The following is a 15,496-nucleotide window of genomic DNA, read 5'->3' on the forward strand; positions in this document are numbered from 1 at the left end:
GTCAGCCGATCCGGTTGTGCAGTGCACGCGATTTCAACAGGCGCTGAATATCCGATGCCTTTGAGGGTACGCCGATAAGGTACCCCTGAGCCTCGACACAGCCATTTTCGCGCAGCATGTCGAGCTGCATCTCGGTCTCGACGCCTTCGGCCGTGACAACAATGCCAAGCTCGGTGCCGAGCCCGATGACGGTGCGGACGATCGCCGCGGTGTCGTGATTGGCCATGTCGCCAATGAACGATCGATCGATCTTGATCTTGTCGACCGGGAAACGCCTGAGGTAGCCGAGCGAGGAATAGCCGGTGCCGAAATCGTCCAGCGCGATGCGGATGCCGAGTTCGCGCAACTGACGCAGCGTCTTGAGCACGGCTTTGCTCTCGTCCATCAGCACGGTTTCGGTGATTTCCAGCTCCAGCTGTGCGGCCGGCACGCCAGAAAAGGCCAGCGCCGAGATGACGCTGCGGGCAAAGCCGCTGCTCCTAAGCTGCACGGCCGAGACATTGACCGCGATGCGCAAGCCGGGAGGCCAGCTCGCCGCCGCCGTGCAGGCCGTTCTCAGCGCCCACTCGCCAAGCGGCACGATCAGTCCGGTTTCTTCGGCGGCCGGAATGAATTGGTCCGGAGCGACGGTGCCGCGCGCCGGGGAATGCCAGCGCATCAAGGCCTCCGCGCCGACGATCTCGCCGGAAGCGATGTTCATGATGGGTTGGAAGTCGAGATCGAATTCCTGGCGCGGCAGCGCAGCCTCGAGGTCTACCTCGATCGCCCGGCGGGCCTGCACCACGGCGTCCATTTCGGGCTCGAAGAAGCGATACAGGTTTCTTCCTTCGCTCTTTGCTCGATAGAGCGCCGTATCCGCGTTTTTCAGCAGCGTATCGGCGTCCCTGCCGTCGTCGGGGAAAACGGCAATGCCGAGGCTGATACCGATGTGCATCTCCCGGCTCTTGTCGCGAAACGGTTTTGCGATCGCCTCGACGATGCGCTTCGCCAGCTTTTCCGCCTCGGCGATGCCTCTGGAATCGAACTGCATGATGACGAACTCGTCGCCGCCGAAACGGGCGACGATATCTGTTTGATTGCGCAGGCAGCGCTGCAGCCTCTCGGCGACGCTTTTCAGGAGCCAGTCGCCGGCAGGATGTCCCCAGGTGTCGTTGACCGCTTTGAAGCGGTCGAGATCGAGCGAGAAGACCGCCAACGGCGTAGCCGCCTCATCGTCCAGCGCCAGGTCGAGCCGCTCGCGAAGCATCGAGCGGTTGGGCAGCCCGGTTAGCGTGTCGTGATGCGCAAGATGGGTCATGCGCTCTTCGGTGCGGCGGCGTTCGGTGACGTCGTCGAAGGTCACCACCCAGCCGCCGCCGCTCATTGGCTGGTGCGTGACCAGAACCGTCCTGCCGTCGGTTAGATATCGATAGGCCGAATGCATCTTTGCCGCCACCAGGCAGGCTTCGGTTTTGGCGACTTCGCTATCGACATCGATCTTCGTATAGATGCCGAGTTCCAGCAATCGTTCCAGCGCATCGCGGTGCGTTGTTCCAAGCGGGAGGTCGGCCGCGGTAACGTTGTAGAGCTCCAGAAAGCGCCGGTTGCGCACGATCATCTTGCCGTTGCCGTCGTACATCAGCAGGCCTTGCGACATGTTGGCGAGCGCGGCATCGAAGCGGCGGTGTTGCTCCTTGAGGTCCTGCTCGGCGCGCCGCTGCTCGGTGATGTCCTCGTAGATCGAAACCCAGCCGCCCAAGGCCAGCGGGCGGTGCGAGATACTGACGATGCGGCCATCCGACAGCGTCTCCTCGTAGGTCGAGGGTTTCGCCTGGTCGATATAGGGTTTGCGGATGGCATAAAGCTCGTCTGCGGTTTGCGAGGCGATGCCGATGTCGACGCTGTGCCGCAGGATGTCGATGAAGCGGATGCCCGGACGTATCAGCTTGGCGTCGAGGCGAAAGATATTGAGGTAGTTGCCGTTGCAGATGATCATGCGTTCGTCGGCGTCGAACATGCACAGGCCGTGCGACATGTTCTCGACGGCGGCTGAAAAGCGTTCGTTCTGTTCGCGCAGCTCGTCTTCCATGCGGCGCGAGCGCTCCATGCCTTCGGCCGTCCGCTCCGGCACGACCGAACCATTCTTGACATCCACGACGGGCATGAGGCGCGCCTGCGGTGCGTGATCGAACACCGCAATGTTATCCGTTCCGGTTAATTTAGCGTTTTCTACCCTACCGCCGACGTCGCAACCGGGTGCCGCGACTTCTCGATCCCCGAAAACCGCTTCAGGAAGGCATTTTGCGCGGAGGTTACCGAGCGCGGTGTGAAGTCGAAGCGCTCGGCGGAAAAACCGCGCGGACGGCCGAAGAATTCGGTCGCTTCGGCGGTAGAGAAGCCGGCGAGCAGCGTTGCCTCGAAATAGGCGGCGATCTGGTCGGCACGCTTGATCTCCCTGCGCAGTGCCGCGGCCGGTTCGGGCGGCAGGGAAAAGCGCAGATGGATCGCGCGCTGCAGGCGCAACTCGCAGTCCTTGTAGCTGCCGCCCATCACCGACTTGAACGGCGAGATCATGTCGCCGATGACATATTCGGGCGCATCGTGCAGCAGCGCGGCCAACTGGTCATCGGCCGAAGCTTGTGGCGCCAGTTCGTTGAACAGCGCCTCGACCAGCAGCGAATGCTGGGCAACCGAAAACGCATGCTCGCCGCTGGTCTGGCCGTTCCAGCGGGCGACCCGGGCAAGCCCATGGGCAATGTCCGAAATCTCGATGTCGAGTGGGGAGGGGTCGAGCAGGTCAAGCCTACGGCCGGACAGCATGCGCTGCCAGGCACGCGGCGGCGCACCGGCGCGGTCCGCCGCCATCAGGCTTCCTCCGCGCTGACGGTTTCCTGAGGAAAACGGAATTTGGCCCATGCGGGAATGGTCACCGTCACCGGGACATCGCCAGCCAGGATCGGCAGGCCGGCATCCAAGGCTGCCTTGACCCTGTCTATGCGGGCGATGGCAAGTCCCGTGCCGCCGGTACTCGAGCCGAGTGTACCGACGGGCCGTCCCTCGACGGTGAGGTCGGTGCCCGCGGCGGGCAGGGGAGGACTTGCCTGGACAATCAGCACGCGGCGCCTCGCCGTGCCGCGATGCTGCATGCGCGAGACGACTTCCTGGCCGACATAGCAGCCCTTCCTGAAGCCGACGCCACCCGTCTCGTCGAGCAGGACGTCATGCGGAAAGGCGTCGCCCAACGCGTAGTCGGCGCCGCTCTCGACAATGCCGTGGGCGATGCGGAAGGCTTGCCAGGCGTCGTCGTCGCCGGCGTCTTCGGTGCCGGCATAGGAGCGCGTGACGCCTTCACCGGGAAAGCGCGTGTCGGCAACCGCGGTTGAATCATTTTCCGAAGGGATTGACTCTTTTCCCCACGCAACAGTGACAAGCGCTTGTTCCGATTTGGCAATCTCGACCTTGGCGCGAAGCCTGTAGAGCATCAGCCGGCGAACGAAATCATCTGAAATGTCGGCACGGCATTCGAGGCGGAAGGCGTTTTCACCGGCGCGCGAGATGAGGAAATCGAACAGGATCTTGCCTTGCGGAGTCAAAAGCGCGCCGGGCTTTGCTTCGCTTTCGCCGAGCGTATCGAGATCGGTGGTCAGGATGTTTTGCAGAAAGTGCTCGGCATCCGGGCCGGAAACGGAGATGAGCGCGCGGTCTTTCAGCAGGGCAAAGGGCATGGGGAGGATAAAAGCCTGATCTTGCAAAACGGTTGGCCATTACGTAAGCCGCTGACACTCCCCCCGCAAGAGAGCATGCCCATGACCTACGACCTCATCCTGACAGGCGGCACGGTGGTCAACCATGACGGCGAGGGGCAGCGCGATATCGGCGTGAAGGACGGGCGCATCGCGGTTATCGGCGATCTCCGCCGGGCCTCGGCCGGTGAGACGATCGACTGCCGCGGCTTGCACATCCTGCCCGGTGTCGTCGACAGCCAGGTGCATTTTCGCGAGCCCGGACTGGAGCACAAGGAAGATCTGGAAACAGGCTCGCGGGCGGCGGTGCTCGGCGGAGTCACCGCGGTGTTCGAGATGCCTAACACCAACCCGCTGACCACCAGCGAGGCAACGCTTGCCGACAAGGTCCGGCGCGGCAGCGGCCGCATGCATTGCGACTTCGCGTTTTGGGTCGGCGGTACCCGCGATAACGCCAGGGATGTCGGTGAACTCGAGCGGTTGCCGGGTGCGGCGGGCATAAAGGTCTTCATGGGATCGTCCACCGGCGATCTGCTGGTCGAGGACGACGAAGGTGTCGCTTCGATCCTGAGGAACACCCGCCGTCGTGCCGCGTTCCATTCCGAGGACGAATTCAGGTTGCGCGAACGTCTGGGCGAACGCATCGAGGGCGATCCGTCATCGCATCCGGTCTGGCGCGACGAGATAGCCGCCTTGCGCTGCACCGAACGGCTGGTGCGCATCGCGCGCGACGCTCGCGCCCGTATCCACGTCCTGCACATCTCGACCGCCGAGGAGATTCTGTTCCTTGAACACCACAAGGACGTCGCGACCTGCGAGGCGACGCCGCACCATCTGACGTTGAGTGCCGACGATTATGCCCGGCTCGGTACGCTGATCCAGATGAACCCGCCGGTGCGCGCCTCCCGTCACCGGGACGGCGTCTGGCATGGCATCGCACAAGGCATTGTCGATGTGCTCGGCTCCGACCACGCGCCGCACACGCTGGCCGAAAAGGCAAAACCCTATCCGGCCTCGCCCTCGGGCATGACCGGTGTGCAGACGCTGGTGCCGATCATGCTCGACCACGTCAATGCGGGACGGCTGACCTTGCAGCGCTTCGTCGATCTCTCCAGCCACGGGCCGCAACGTATCTTCGGCATGGCCAGGAAAGGCCGCATCGCCGCCGGCTATGATGCCGACTTCACCATTGTCGACATGAAGCGGCGCGAGACCATCACCAATGCGCAAGCCGGTTCAAGAGCGGGCTGGACGCCTTATGACGGCAAGGAGGTCACCGGCTGGCCGGTCGGCACCGTCATTCGCGGCCGCCAAATCATGTGGGACGGCGAAATCGTGACGCCTGGGCAGGGGCGGGGGGTGGAGTTTTCCGAGGCGTTGCCGGGATAGGCTTCCTCAACCTCCCTTGTCGTGGGGGGTAGGATCGCTCAGTCGCCAGCGACGAAGAACGTCCACTGCCCGGCGGGCGTGATGCCGACGCGATAGAAGATATAGGCGCCGAACTGCTTCATGTCGTCGAAATCGCCGGCGGTTACGATCTTGAACAGTTCGACCCGCTGCTTGGCGTCGAGCTTGTCCAGCGGCAGCGCGAAGAAATACGGCCAGACATAGAGTTCCTGCGGTGTGCCGGCGTCGACATGAACATAGCCGGCACTGAGCACTTCCTCCAGGATGGCCAGGATCTCCTGGCCGTCCGGATCTCCCGACAGGCCTTTGAGGAAGGCGATGGCGTCGCCGTCGATGTCGGCCAGCGACAGTTGGGTCATGCTGTCGCCCTTGCCGATCAGGGGCCTGAGCTTTTCGATATCACCGCTCTTGCAGGCTTCGATGATGAGGTCGTGCATGCGCCGCACGGGCTCAGGCAGCTTGCCGAGGTCGTAGACGACTTCCGGCAAGGGTGCTTCGGGATCGACACGCGGCCTGTTGCTGCCGCCATCCGCAGGACTGTCGGGCTCCGCCGCGTCCGGAGCTGCCGGCTGCTGGCCGGTCGAAGGCGGCGTTCCCACCGGGTCAGGCATGGGAATCGCGCCGCCCGACGACGAAGCGTCGTCATCCGCTGACGGTGTGACGGGTGAGGGAAGCTTTTCGTCCTGGATTTCGCTCAGCGCATAGGCCGGGCTGCTGGCCAGGCACGCCACAAAGGCAATCGCGGCACAGCAAGCGGCGAGGCGGATGTAGAGGACCGGGCCCTTCGACCGGCCGGACATCGGAAAATTCACTGCCCGTTTCTCCTTGGCTCCCGGGCATGATGCCCAAACGGCACTCGATCGTCAAAGAACCGGATGTCGGTTCAGTGCCGCAGCCGCTCGGGTTCGAAGGCGCCAGCAATAACCTTTTCACGCATGCGGTCGAGCAGGGCAAGGGCCGATGTCTCGCCGTTGGCGCGCAGCATTTCACCGAACGCGGTCTCTAGCGCCGCCTCGGCAATGATCTCGGGCTCGATGCCGGCCGAAAGGCCTTCCGCCCAGGCTTCGCTGTGGCTCTCCACCGCCGTCAGGCGTTTCTCTTCCCTGACCAGCGCGTCGATGTCGTTGACACCATGTTCCATAAGCGATGTCCACCCTTTCAAGCGGCGACCCCTCAATGGGGATCATGCTTGATCTGTTCCGTTTACACGCAGCCTAAGTAAGTATCTGTAAATACGACATTTTTTTGATCGTGTTTTACAGGGGGCGGCTGTGTTTGGCGAAGCTGCGTTTCAACCCGGATCAAACTTAGCCGATTAGGCCGGCCTGCGGGTTGAAAACCTTCAGTTTGAGTTAATTTCGCATTCGTGCGGTAACGTTTGATTAACGCTGTTGCAGAAGTGCAACATCAGGATTGCACCAAGACACCGACCGGTACAAGCCGGACTTCTCCAACTTGACCGATGATGGCCCCGATATCTGTTGATGGATTGCCTCAAGCGCGCGGCGCCGAAATCCAGTCATGCAACGCGCATTATGTGATTGTTCTCACGCATGTCGTGTCCACAAAGCCGGCGCGGCTTTGGGCGGCATACGCTAGTTTCCATAGCGCGAGGCGATATCGCGCGACAGCGTCTCGCCTTCCTTCATGTAGCGGTTGATGGCTTCGGTGGCTGAAGCGGTGCACTGGGTATAGGTGCCGCCGAAGGAACGATAGCCGCGATTGAAGCTGGCGATGAACCGGGCACGGCGCTCCGGGTCCGGATTTTCCGAATCGAGCAGTTTTTCCATCTCGCCACGCCACTGGTCGCCCTTCTCCCCGCACAGATTGCGCAGGAAATGCAACGCCCCCAGAACCTCTGCAAGCCGCATCAGCCCCGGCTCGAACGGCGACTCGGCGCTGAGCGCCGGACGCACGGCCACTGCCGTGCTGACGGCTATGCATAAAGCAACAAGAAAAGGAGCGCGGCTCATAGGTCTATGTGGCCAAACAATTTGTCGCCTGCAAGGCGTTTCCGGCGCGGCCGTTGAGGAATTCAGCGGCTGTCACGGGAACCAGCAGGTCGGCCAAGCAGATCTTCCGCGACCGCGAACACCGAACCGGCAAGCGGCAGCGCCGCCATCTCGCGGAGCGTGTAGAAGGCGGCTGTCTCGGCATCGTCGCTGGCCACGGCCTCGCCCCCGGCATAGGCGGCGCCGAAGACCGTGAGTCGGTAATCGACAGGGTGGGAATCGACCCTGCCGTCGATATGGATTTCCCGAAGCGGGCGGAAACCGGTGGCACGCAGACCGGTCTCTTCCAGCAGTTCGCGCTTCGCGGCATCCTCCAGCGTCTCGCCGGCCTCGACCTTGCCGCCTGGAAAGGCATAGAGTCCCTGTGAGGGCTGCCGGGCACGCTTGACCAGCAGCACGGTATCGCCACGCACCACGGCTACCGAGACGGCCGGCAGTATCTTTCGTATGTCGTTCATGGCTCTCAATCGTTCGGCCGCCGCGGCCCGCTGTGGACGGTTGGCGTCTGGCAGCTTTAGCGGTTGCAGTGCGGCAGTTCCATCGCCACTTTCTTGCGCAACCATTTCAGAGCAGGAGCAATCGATCATGTGCGGACGTTTTGCCTTGACGGCCACGCCGGATCAAACCGCTGCCTTTCTGGGCTTGGCCGAACTGGAAGATTTCCCGGCGCGCTACAACATCGCGCCGACCCAGCCGGTGCTGATGGCGACCGCTGGTGCGCCGCGCTCACCGGGCTCCAATTTGCCGGACCGGCAACCGATGCTGGTGCGATGGGGGCTCATCCCGGCCTGGGTGAAGGACACCAGGGAGTTTCCGCTGCTGTTCAACGCGCGCTCGGAAGGCGCGATCGAAAAGGCCTCGTTCAAGGCTGCCATGCGCCATCGCCGCGCACTGGTGCCGGCGTCGGGCTTCTACGAATGGCGGCAGGCCGGGGGCAAGAAGGGGCAGCCCTATTGGATCCGGCCCAGGCATGGCGGGCTGATCGCCTTTGCCGGGCTGATCGAGACCTATGCGGAGCCAGGCGGCTCGGAGATGGATACCGGCGCAATCCTGACGGTAACCGCCAATGCCGACATCGCCCATATCAACGATCGGATGCCGGTGGTCATCGATCCCGGGGACTTCGCTCGCTGGCTGGATTGCCGCACGCAGGAACCGCGCGATGTCGCCGACCTGTTGCGGCCGGCGCAACTTGATTTCTTCGAAGCGATTCCAGTCTCCGACCTCGTCAATAAGGTCGCCAACACCGGACCGGAGATTCAAGCAAGAGGGGAGATCGGCCCGGAGCCCGAGAAGGCCAGACGCCAGAAGCCTGGCACCGACGACAGTCAGATGACGCTGTTCTAGCGAAGCCTGTCGAAGGCCTTATTCCAGGGTGCTTGTTCGCACCCTCATCGCCGGCGATCGCGCCGGCGGAACATCATCTCAGGCGGCGCGCGGCGATACGATCTTCTGCGCCGGCTTCTTCTTCTTCGCGGTATGAAGAAGTGCCGCGACGATCGCGGCCGGGCCGATTGCGCGATAGTGGCTGGCCAGCGCCGGTTGCTTGGCGCGGTTGGCTTCCTGCTTGCTTCGAGGCATGTTCTCTTCCCTGGTAACGTTTTCGTGTCTGCGTTTGATGGCTGATTCCGACCAAATCGTGACGCTTGGTGAACTAGCCGGCGAATGTTTCATGACTGTGCCGACATGTTTAATAAAATGTTTCACTGGCTGATTCCGCGTGATCGAGCGACGGTTTTGCCTGTCCTGGCGACGTTTTTCCCGGGATCAGCGACTTGACGGCAACACTGGCCAAGGCGATAAAGCCGCCCATGAAAACGTCTTTCGCCATTTGTGGCATTTGCATTATTGGCTAGCCTCGCGCTGGTCCGGACGTTTTCGCCTCATCTCTCCCCAGATTGGACAAACGCCCCGGCCAGCAGGCTGGAGCCTGATTTGCGCCTCGGCGCAAGGCTGGCTCCATGCAAACAAGAAGTTCTGAACCGGGAAGGCATGGAATGTCTGACGCATCGAAGGGCCTGCACCTCTACAACACGCTGACGCGCACAAAGACGGATTTCGTTCCGATCGATGCGCTGAACGTGCGCATGTATGTCTGTGGCCCCACCGTCTACGACTTCGCCCATATCGGAAATGCCAGGCCGGTCATCGTCTTCGACGTGCTGTTCCGCCTGCTGCGCCATCTCTATGGACAAGCCCACGTCACCTATGTGCGCAACATCACCGACGTCGACGACAAGATCAACGCGCGTGCGTTGCGCGATTTCGGCAGCGAGATATCCACCGGAAAGCTGTCGCTCAACGAAGCGATCCGGCGGGTGACGGAAAAGACCGCCGACCAGTTCCACAGGGATGTCGCCACGCTCGGCTGCCTCGAGCCTACGGTCGAGCCGCGCGCCACCGAATTCGTCGAGCCGCGGGCCGACGGCAAGGCCGACATGATCACCTTGATTCAAAACCTGATCCAACGCGGCCATGCCTATGTCGCGGCTGGCGAAGTTCTCTTCGACACGGCGTCGATGCCGGACTATGGGCAATTGTCGAAGCGCAATCTCGACGAGCAGCAGGCCGGCGCTCGCGTCGCCGTCGATGCGCATAAGAAGAACCCGCAAGATTTCGTGCTGTGGAAGCTGTCATCGCCGGAAGAGCCGGGTTGGGAGAGCCCATGGGGCAGGGGCCGGCCGGGCTGGCACATCGAATGCTCCGCCATGTCCGCGGCCTATCTCGGCGAGGTTTTCGACATCCATGGCGGCGGCCTCGACCTGATCTTCCCGCATCATGAGAACGAGATCGCCCAGTCGCGCTGCGCCCACGGCACATCGGTCATGGCCAATGTCTGGATGCACAATGGCTTCCTGCAGGTCGAGGGGCAGAAGATGTCCAAGAGCCTCGGCAATTTCTACTCGATCCATGAACTGCTGGAGACCGAGACCTTCGGCGGGCGCAGCTGGCCGGGCGAGGTTCTGCGGCTGGCGATGCTGATGACGCACTACCGCGAGCCGATCGACTTCTCCGTGCGCAAGCTGGAGGAGGCGGAGAACACGCTGCGCAAGTGGAAACGCGCGGCGGACCTGGCGCCGGCCGTCGGGCAACTGCCGGCAAAGGTCGTGGAGGCCCTCTCCGATGACTTGGCCACCTATGCCGCCTTCCAGGTTTTGACGCAGTTGGCCGGTGAGGCAGCCGACGGCAATGAAGCCGCCGCCGCACTGAAGGCGTCGCTGCTGTTTCTTGGCTTCGATGTCGGCTCCGAACACGTGGATGGGGACAAGATCGCCAAGGCAATCGCCAATCGCCTCGCCCTCATCGCGGCGAAGAACTGGGCCGAGGCCGACCGCATCCGCGATGACCTTTTGGCGCAAGGCGTGCAGTTGAAGGACGGCAAGGATCCGGCGACCGGCGCACGCATCACGACCTGGGAGGTGAAAAGATGATCGACCATCTCGGTATCAACGTTGCCGATTTCGACACTTCGAAGGCTTTCTACGACAAGGCGATGGCACCGCTTGGCGCTTCGCTGATCCACATGGTGCCGCTGGAATACACCGGCGGTGCCAAGATCGGCGGCTATGGCCGCGATCGCCCTGTGTTCTGGCTGCAGGCCGCCAAGGACAAGCCCAAGGCCCATCAGCACGTCGCCTTCACCGCGCGCAGCCGTGCCGAGGTCGACGCCTTCCACGCCGCGGCCCTTGCCGCCGGCGGGAAGGACAATGGCGGGCCGGGGCTGCGCCCACATTATCACCCGAACTACTACGGTGCCTTCGTCTTCGATCCCGACGGCAACAACGTCGAGGCTGTCTGCCATGATCCGGAGTGAGACGCGATGAGCCTCGACAATCGGCCGGTCTACACAGGCGGCTGCCAATGCGGCGCGGTGCGCTTCCGCGTCGAAGGCGCGCTTGGCGACGCCTCGATCTGCCACTGCCGCATGTGCCAGAAGGCGAGCGGCAATTTCTACCTGCCGCTGGTCTCGGTGCGCGGCGCCAAGGTCGACTGGACACGCGGCGAGCCCAAGCGTTTCCGTTCCTCCAATGCCGCCTGGCGCGGCTTCTGCGCCGAATGCGGCACGCCGCTGACCTTCGAGGCGCCCGACGGTCTTGCGCTGGCGATAGCCGCCTTCGACGATCCGGCCGATATCGCACCGACCATCCAATGGGGCACCGAAGCGAAACTGCCTTACGTCGATACCATTCCGCAATTGCCGGGTGAGGACACGATGGCGGACATGGGGTCGGCTCCCTATCTCGCCGAGCTTGTCTCCTACCAGCACCCCGATCACGACACCGAACAATGGCCGCCGGAGGAAAGACCATGACCGAGATCGTCCGAACCGGCGGCTGCCAGTGCGGCGCCGTGCGCTTCCGCATCAGGGGAGCGCTCGGGCGTCCGTCAATCTGCCATTGCCGCATGTGCCAGAAGCAGTTTGGCTCGTTCTTCGGCGCGCTGGTTACCGTGCCCCGGGATGGCGTCGAATGGACCCATGAGGAACCGAGCTATTTCCAGTCGTCGATCAACATCGATCGCGGGTTCTGCGCCCGCTGCGGCACGCCGTTGACCTACCGCCAGCCCGGCGGGCTCGAGATCGCCATCGGCGCCTTCGACGACCGCTCGGATCTGGCGCCGCAAATCCAGGTCAACCATGCGGCCCGGTTGCCCTGGGTGGAAAAGATCTTCCAGGCGCCGGTCCACGACGATCCCGACTACTACGCCAGGCAGGAGCAGATCATCTCCTTCCAGCATCCCGACCACGAAACCGCCAACTGGCCGCAACAGGGCTTGAAATTATGAGCTTGCGCACACTCTATCCGGAAATCGAACCGTTCGACTCAGGCATGCTCGATGTCGGCGACGGCCACACGGTCTATTGGGAGCGTTCCGGCACCAAGGGTGCCAAGCCGGCCGTGTTCCTGCACGGCGGACCGGGCGGCACCATCTCGCCAAAACACCGGCGGCTGTTCGATCCAAAACTCTACGACGTCATCCTGTTCGATCAGCGTGGCTGCGGAAAATCGACGCCGAACGCCTCGCTGGAGGCCAATACGACCTGGCACCTCGTCGCCGACATCGAACGCCTGCGCGAAATGGCCGGCTTCGACACATGGCTGGTGTTCGGTGGTTCCTGGGGCTCGACGCTGGCGCTCGCCTACGCCGAGACACACCCTGACCGCGTCAGCGAGCTGGTGGTGCGTGGCATCTACACGCTGACCCGCGCGGAGCTCGAATGGTATTATCAGTTCGGTGTCTCCGAGATGTTTCCCGACAAGTGGGAACGTTTCCTGGCGCCGATCCCGCAGGCCGAGCGCGGCGATATGATGGCGGCCTACCGCAAGCGCCTGGTCGGCGCGGACCGTGAGGCGCAGATAGAGGCTGCTCGCGCCTGGAGCCTATGGGAAGGCGAGACGATCACGCTGCTGCCGGAGCCTGAAACCAGTGGTCCGTTTGGGCAGGACGACTATGCCGTCGCATTTGCCCGTATCGAGAACCACTATTTCGTCCATGCCGGCTGGCTGCAGGAAGGGCAGCTTCTGCGCGATGCGCACAAGCTCAAGGACATTCCCGGCACCATTGTCCATGGCCGCTATGACATGCCGTGTCCGGCGCGCTATGCCTGGGCGCTGCACAAGGCCTGGCCAAAGGCCGATTTCCACCTGATCGAAGGCGCCGGCCACGCCTATTCCGAGCCCGGCATCCTCGACCGGTTGATCCGCGCGACGGACAAATTTGCAGGCAAATGACCATGACCCGCGACCGCCTCTATCTCTTCGACACCACATTGCGCGATGGCCAGCAGACGCCGGGCATCGATTTTTCGGTCGAGGACAAGATCGCGATTGCAAAACTGCTCGACGACTTCGGCATGGATTATGTCGAGGGCGGCTATCCCGGCGCGAATCCAACCGACACCACCTTCTTCCTGAAGAAGCGCACGGCCAAAGCGAAATTCGTCGCCTTTGGCATGACCAAGCGGGCAGGGGTCTCCGCCTCGAACGATCCCGGGCTGGCGGCGCTCGTGCGGTCGAAATCGGACGCCATCTGCTTCGTCGCCAAGAGTTGGGATTATCATGTCCGTGTGGCGCTTGGCTGCACAAACGAGGAGAACCTGGAGTCGATCGAGACGTCGGTCGAGGCATCAGTCGCCGCCGGCAAGGAAGCGATGGTCGACTGCGAGCATTTCTTCGATGGCTTCAAGGCCAATCCGGACTATGCGCTGGCCTGCGCGAAAACGGCGTACGATGCCGGCGCGCGCTGGGTGGTGCTGTGCGATACCAACGGCGGCACGCAGCCCTCGGAAGTGCGCACCATCGTCGCCAAGGTCATCGCATCGGGCATTGCCGGCGATCATCTGGGTATCCACGCCCATGACGACACGGGCCAGGCGGTTGCGAATTCCCTGGCCGCCGTCGAGGCCGGTGTGCGCCAGATCCAGGGCACGCTGAACGGCATTGGCGAGCGCTGCGGCAATGCCAACCTGATCTCGATCGTGCCGACACTGGCGCTGAAGCCGGCATTCGCCGATCGTTTCGAGACGGGTATTTCGGCCGAAGCGCTGACCGGCATCTCGCGCCTGTCGCGCGCATTCGACGAACTCTTGAACCGTGCCCCGGAAGCGCAAGCGCCCTATGTCGGCGCCTCGGCCTTCGCCACCAAGGCCGGCATTCATGCCTCGGCGCTGGCCAAGGAACCGGCGACCTATGAGCATGTGCCGCCGGAATCCGTCGGCAACCGCCGGCGCGTCATGGTCTCCGATCAGGGCGGCAAGGCCAATTTCCTCGCCGAACTGAAGCGGCGCGGCATCGAGGTGCCCAGGGACGATCATCGGCTCGATGCGCTGATATCGGTTGTCAAGGAGCGCGAGGCCGAAGGCTATGCCTATGAGGGCGCCGACGCCTCCTTCGAGCTGCTCGCCCGCAAGATGCTGCACGGCCTGCCGGAATTCTTCAATGTCACCTCGTTCCGCTGCATGGTCGAGCGGCGTTTCGATGCCAACGGCCAGTTGAAGACCGTGTCTGAAGCGATCGTGAAAGTGCTGGTCGACGGTGAGGAGAAGATGTCGGTGGCCGAGGGGCACGGACCGGTCAACGCGCTCGACATTGCGCTGCGCAAGGATCTCGGCAAATACCAGAGCGAGATCGTCGACCTCGAACTGGCCGACTTCAAGGTGCGTATCCTCAATGGCGGCACCGAGGCGATCACCCGCGTGCTGATCGAATCGCATGACGGCACCGGCGCGCGCTGGTGGACGGTCGGAGTTTCCGAAAACATCATCGACGCTTCATTCCAGGCGCTGATGGATTCGATCATCTACAAGCTGATGAAGAATCGTGAGATGGCTGGCGTGGTTGCCGCCGAATAGGGTTGACCCATCAGCGAAAGTCCATTGATCCATCAGAACTTTGTGATGGTCTTGCCAAGGTTACTGGGCCATAGCGTTGGCCCATGGCCACTGAAGCAATTGCCCTCGACGCGGATTCAAAAGCCCGCCGCGGCTTCCTGCTGGCGTTGGGCGCGTATCTCCTGTGGGGGTTGCTGCCTTTCTACATGAAGGCGGTGGCGCATCTGCCGCTTGCCGAGGTGATCGCCCACCGCATCGTCTGGTCCGTGCCGATCGCCGCGGCGGTCCTGGTCTGGGCCGGCCGCACGGCGGACTTCAAGGCGGCAATTCGCTCCCCCCGCACCATCGCCATGGCGGCGCTGACGGCGGCGCTGATTTCGGTCAACTGGGGCATCTATGTCTGGGCGATCGCCGTCGATCGCACCGTCGAGACCGCGCTTGGCTATTACATCAACCCGCTGGTCAACGTTGTCGTCGGTGCATTGCTGCTTGGCGAACGACTCGACAAATTGCAGATCGCGGCGGTGGCGCTTGCGGCGATCGCCGTGGCGGTGCTGACAATCGAGGGCGGCAAGCTACCTTGGGTATCGCTGGCGCTGGCCTTCTCCTTCGCCGCCTACGGCTTCTTCCGCAAGACACTGCCGATCGGGCCAAGCCAGGGCTTTCTGCTCGAAGTGCTTTTGCTGTCGGTGCCCGCTCTGTTCTATATCGTCTACCTGATCGCGACCGGACAGGATCATGTCGTGTCCAGCAACGGCACCGATACGGCATTGCTGATCGGCTGCGGCCCGGTCACATCGGTGCCGCTGCTTCTGTTTGCGTTCGGCGCCAAGCTTTTGCGCCTCTCCACCATCGGCATTATGCAATATATCGCGCCGACCATGGTGTTCCTGATCGCGGTCCTGATTTTCGATGAGCCGTTCGGCACCACCCAGGCCGTTGCCTTTGCCCTGATCTGGACGGCCTTGGCGATCTACTCCTGGTCGATGCTGATGACGGCCCGCCGGGCTGCCGCCCGATAGCTT

The 15,496-nt window shown here is 62.9% G+C and carries 18 protein-coding genes; 9 read left to right on the forward strand and 9 right to left on the reverse strand.

Translation table 11 applies throughout. The features are described 5' to 3' along the window. Nucleotide 1 precedes the first annotated feature (1 nt). The 3 genes from AC07SZ_RS01790 to ygfZ all read right to left on the reverse strand — a co-directional run bounded on the left by AC07SZ_RS01790 (nucleotide 2) and on the right by ygfZ (nucleotide 3,704). The gene (locus tag AC07SZ_RS01790; protein WP_172374125.1) at nucleotides 2-2,143 is read right to left on the reverse strand and encodes a putative bifunctional diguanylate cyclase/phosphodiesterase; all 2,142 of its coding nucleotides are present in this window, start codon (nucleotides 2,141-2,143) and stop codon (nucleotides 2-4) included. Nucleotides 2,144-2,208: 65 nt separating this feature from the next. After that, nucleotides 2,209-2,844, reverse strand: a complete 636-nt coding sequence (locus AC07SZ_RS01795) for an HD domain-containing protein (RefSeq protein ID WP_172351199.1) — start codon at nucleotides 2,842-2,844, stop codon at nucleotides 2,209-2,211. Further along, entirely contained in the window at nucleotides 2,844-3,704 is an 861-nt protein-coding gene (gene ygfZ / locus AC07SZ_RS01800) for a CAF17-like 4Fe-4S cluster assembly/insertion protein YgfZ (RefSeq protein ID WP_172374124.1), read from the reverse strand. The genes AC07SZ_RS01795 and ygfZ overlap by 1 nt, the downstream gene beginning before the upstream one ends. A gap of 75 nt (nucleotides 3,705-3,779) precedes the next feature. Between ygfZ and AC07SZ_RS01805 the strand changes: the two genes are divergently transcribed. Beyond that, nucleotides 3,780-5,111, forward strand: coding sequence for a dihydroorotase (locus AC07SZ_RS01805; protein ID WP_172374123.1), 1,332 nt, complete (start codon nucleotides 3,780-3,782; stop codon nucleotides 5,109-5,111). A gap of 38 nt (nucleotides 5,112-5,149) precedes the next feature. On the opposite strand, the gene AC07SZ_RS01810 is transcribed toward AC07SZ_RS01805, so the two are convergent. The 4 genes from AC07SZ_RS01810 to AC07SZ_RS01825 form a co-directional block, all read right to left on the reverse strand. Then, on the reverse strand, nucleotides 5,150-5,941 hold the full coding sequence (locus AC07SZ_RS01810; protein WP_056563387.1) for a hypothetical protein: 792 nt from the start codon (nucleotides 5,939-5,941) through the stop codon (nucleotides 5,150-5,152). Nucleotides 5,942-6,012: 71 nt separating this feature from the next. Then, a complete protein-coding gene (locus AC07SZ_RS01815; RefSeq protein ID WP_008874920.1) occupies nucleotides 6,013-6,270 on the reverse strand; it encodes a hypothetical protein in 258 nt (85 codons plus the stop codon). Nucleotides 6,271-6,724: 454 nt separating this feature from the next. Then, nucleotides 6,725-7,102, reverse strand: coding sequence for a TIGR02301 family protein (locus AC07SZ_RS01820; RefSeq protein ID WP_172374122.1), 378 nt, complete (start codon nucleotides 7,100-7,102; stop codon nucleotides 6,725-6,727). Nucleotides 7,103-7,164: 62 nt separating this feature from the next. Beyond that, nucleotides 7,165-7,599 (reverse strand): NUDIX hydrolase, encoded by a 435-nt coding sequence (locus AC07SZ_RS01825; RefSeq protein ID WP_172374121.1) that lies wholly within the window; start codon nucleotides 7,597-7,599, stop codon nucleotides 7,165-7,167. A gap of 127 nt (nucleotides 7,600-7,726) precedes the next feature. Between AC07SZ_RS01825 and AC07SZ_RS01830 the strand changes: the two genes are divergently transcribed. Then, nucleotides 7,727-8,488, forward strand: a complete 762-nt coding sequence (locus tag AC07SZ_RS01830) for an SOS response-associated peptidase (protein ID WP_494913086.1) — start codon at nucleotides 7,727-7,729, stop codon at nucleotides 8,486-8,488. Between the two features lie 78 nt (nucleotides 8,489-8,566). On the opposite strand, the gene AC07SZ_RS01835 is transcribed toward AC07SZ_RS01830, so the two are convergent. Continuing rightward, a complete protein-coding gene (locus AC07SZ_RS01835) occupies nucleotides 8,567-8,722 on the reverse strand; it encodes a hypothetical protein (RefSeq protein WP_140768494.1) in 156 nt (51 codons plus the stop codon). A gap of 109 nt (nucleotides 8,723-8,831) precedes the next feature. Continuing rightward, a complete protein-coding gene (locus AC07SZ_RS01840) occupies nucleotides 8,832-8,972 on the reverse strand; it encodes a hypothetical protein (protein WP_172370965.1) in 141 nt (46 codons plus the stop codon). Nucleotides 8,973-9,138: 166 nt separating this feature from the next. Here AC07SZ_RS01840 and cysS point away from each other — a divergent pair, with 166 nt between their 5' ends. From cysS to rarD, 7 genes are all read left to right on the forward strand, one after another. Further along, complete coding sequence (gene cysS, locus AC07SZ_RS01845) at nucleotides 9,139-10,572, forward strand: cysteine--tRNA ligase (RefSeq protein ID WP_056563369.1); 1,434 nt, start codon at nucleotides 9,139-9,141, stop codon at nucleotides 10,570-10,572. Further along, the gene (locus tag AC07SZ_RS01850) at nucleotides 10,569-10,955 is read left to right on the forward strand and encodes a VOC family protein (RefSeq protein ID WP_056563367.1); all 387 of its coding nucleotides are present in this window, start codon (nucleotides 10,569-10,571) and stop codon (nucleotides 10,953-10,955) included. Before cysS ends, AC07SZ_RS01850 begins: the two co-directional genes overlap by 4 nt. Nucleotides 10,956-10,961: 6 nt before the next feature. Beyond that, a complete protein-coding gene (locus tag AC07SZ_RS01855; RefSeq protein ID WP_056563364.1) occupies nucleotides 10,962-11,453 on the forward strand; it encodes a GFA family protein in 492 nt (163 codons plus the stop codon). After that, the gene (locus tag AC07SZ_RS01860; RefSeq protein ID WP_081294778.1) at nucleotides 11,450-11,926 is read left to right on the forward strand and encodes a GFA family protein; all 477 of its coding nucleotides are present in this window, start codon (nucleotides 11,450-11,452) and stop codon (nucleotides 11,924-11,926) included. Before AC07SZ_RS01855 ends, AC07SZ_RS01860 begins: the two co-directional genes overlap by 4 nt. Next, nucleotides 11,923-12,873, forward strand: a complete 951-nt coding sequence (gene pip, locus AC07SZ_RS01865; protein ID WP_056563358.1) for a prolyl aminopeptidase — start codon at nucleotides 11,923-11,925, stop codon at nucleotides 12,871-12,873. The genes AC07SZ_RS01860 and pip overlap by 4 nt, the downstream gene beginning before the upstream one ends. Beyond that, a complete protein-coding gene (gene cimA, locus AC07SZ_RS01870) occupies nucleotides 12,870-14,492 on the forward strand; it encodes a citramalate synthase (protein WP_171883320.1) in 1,623 nt (540 codons plus the stop codon). The genes pip and cimA overlap by 4 nt, the downstream gene beginning before the upstream one ends. Before the next feature lie 83 nt (nucleotides 14,493-14,575). After that, on the forward strand, nucleotides 14,576-15,493 hold the full coding sequence (gene rarD / locus AC07SZ_RS01875) for an EamA family transporter RarD (RefSeq protein WP_172374119.1): 918 nt from the start codon (nucleotides 14,576-14,578) through the stop codon (nucleotides 15,491-15,493). Nucleotides 15,494-15,496: the final 3 nt, after the last annotated feature.

The sequence above is a fragment of the Mesorhizobium sp. GW821-FHT07A06 genome, assembly GCF_059419085.1.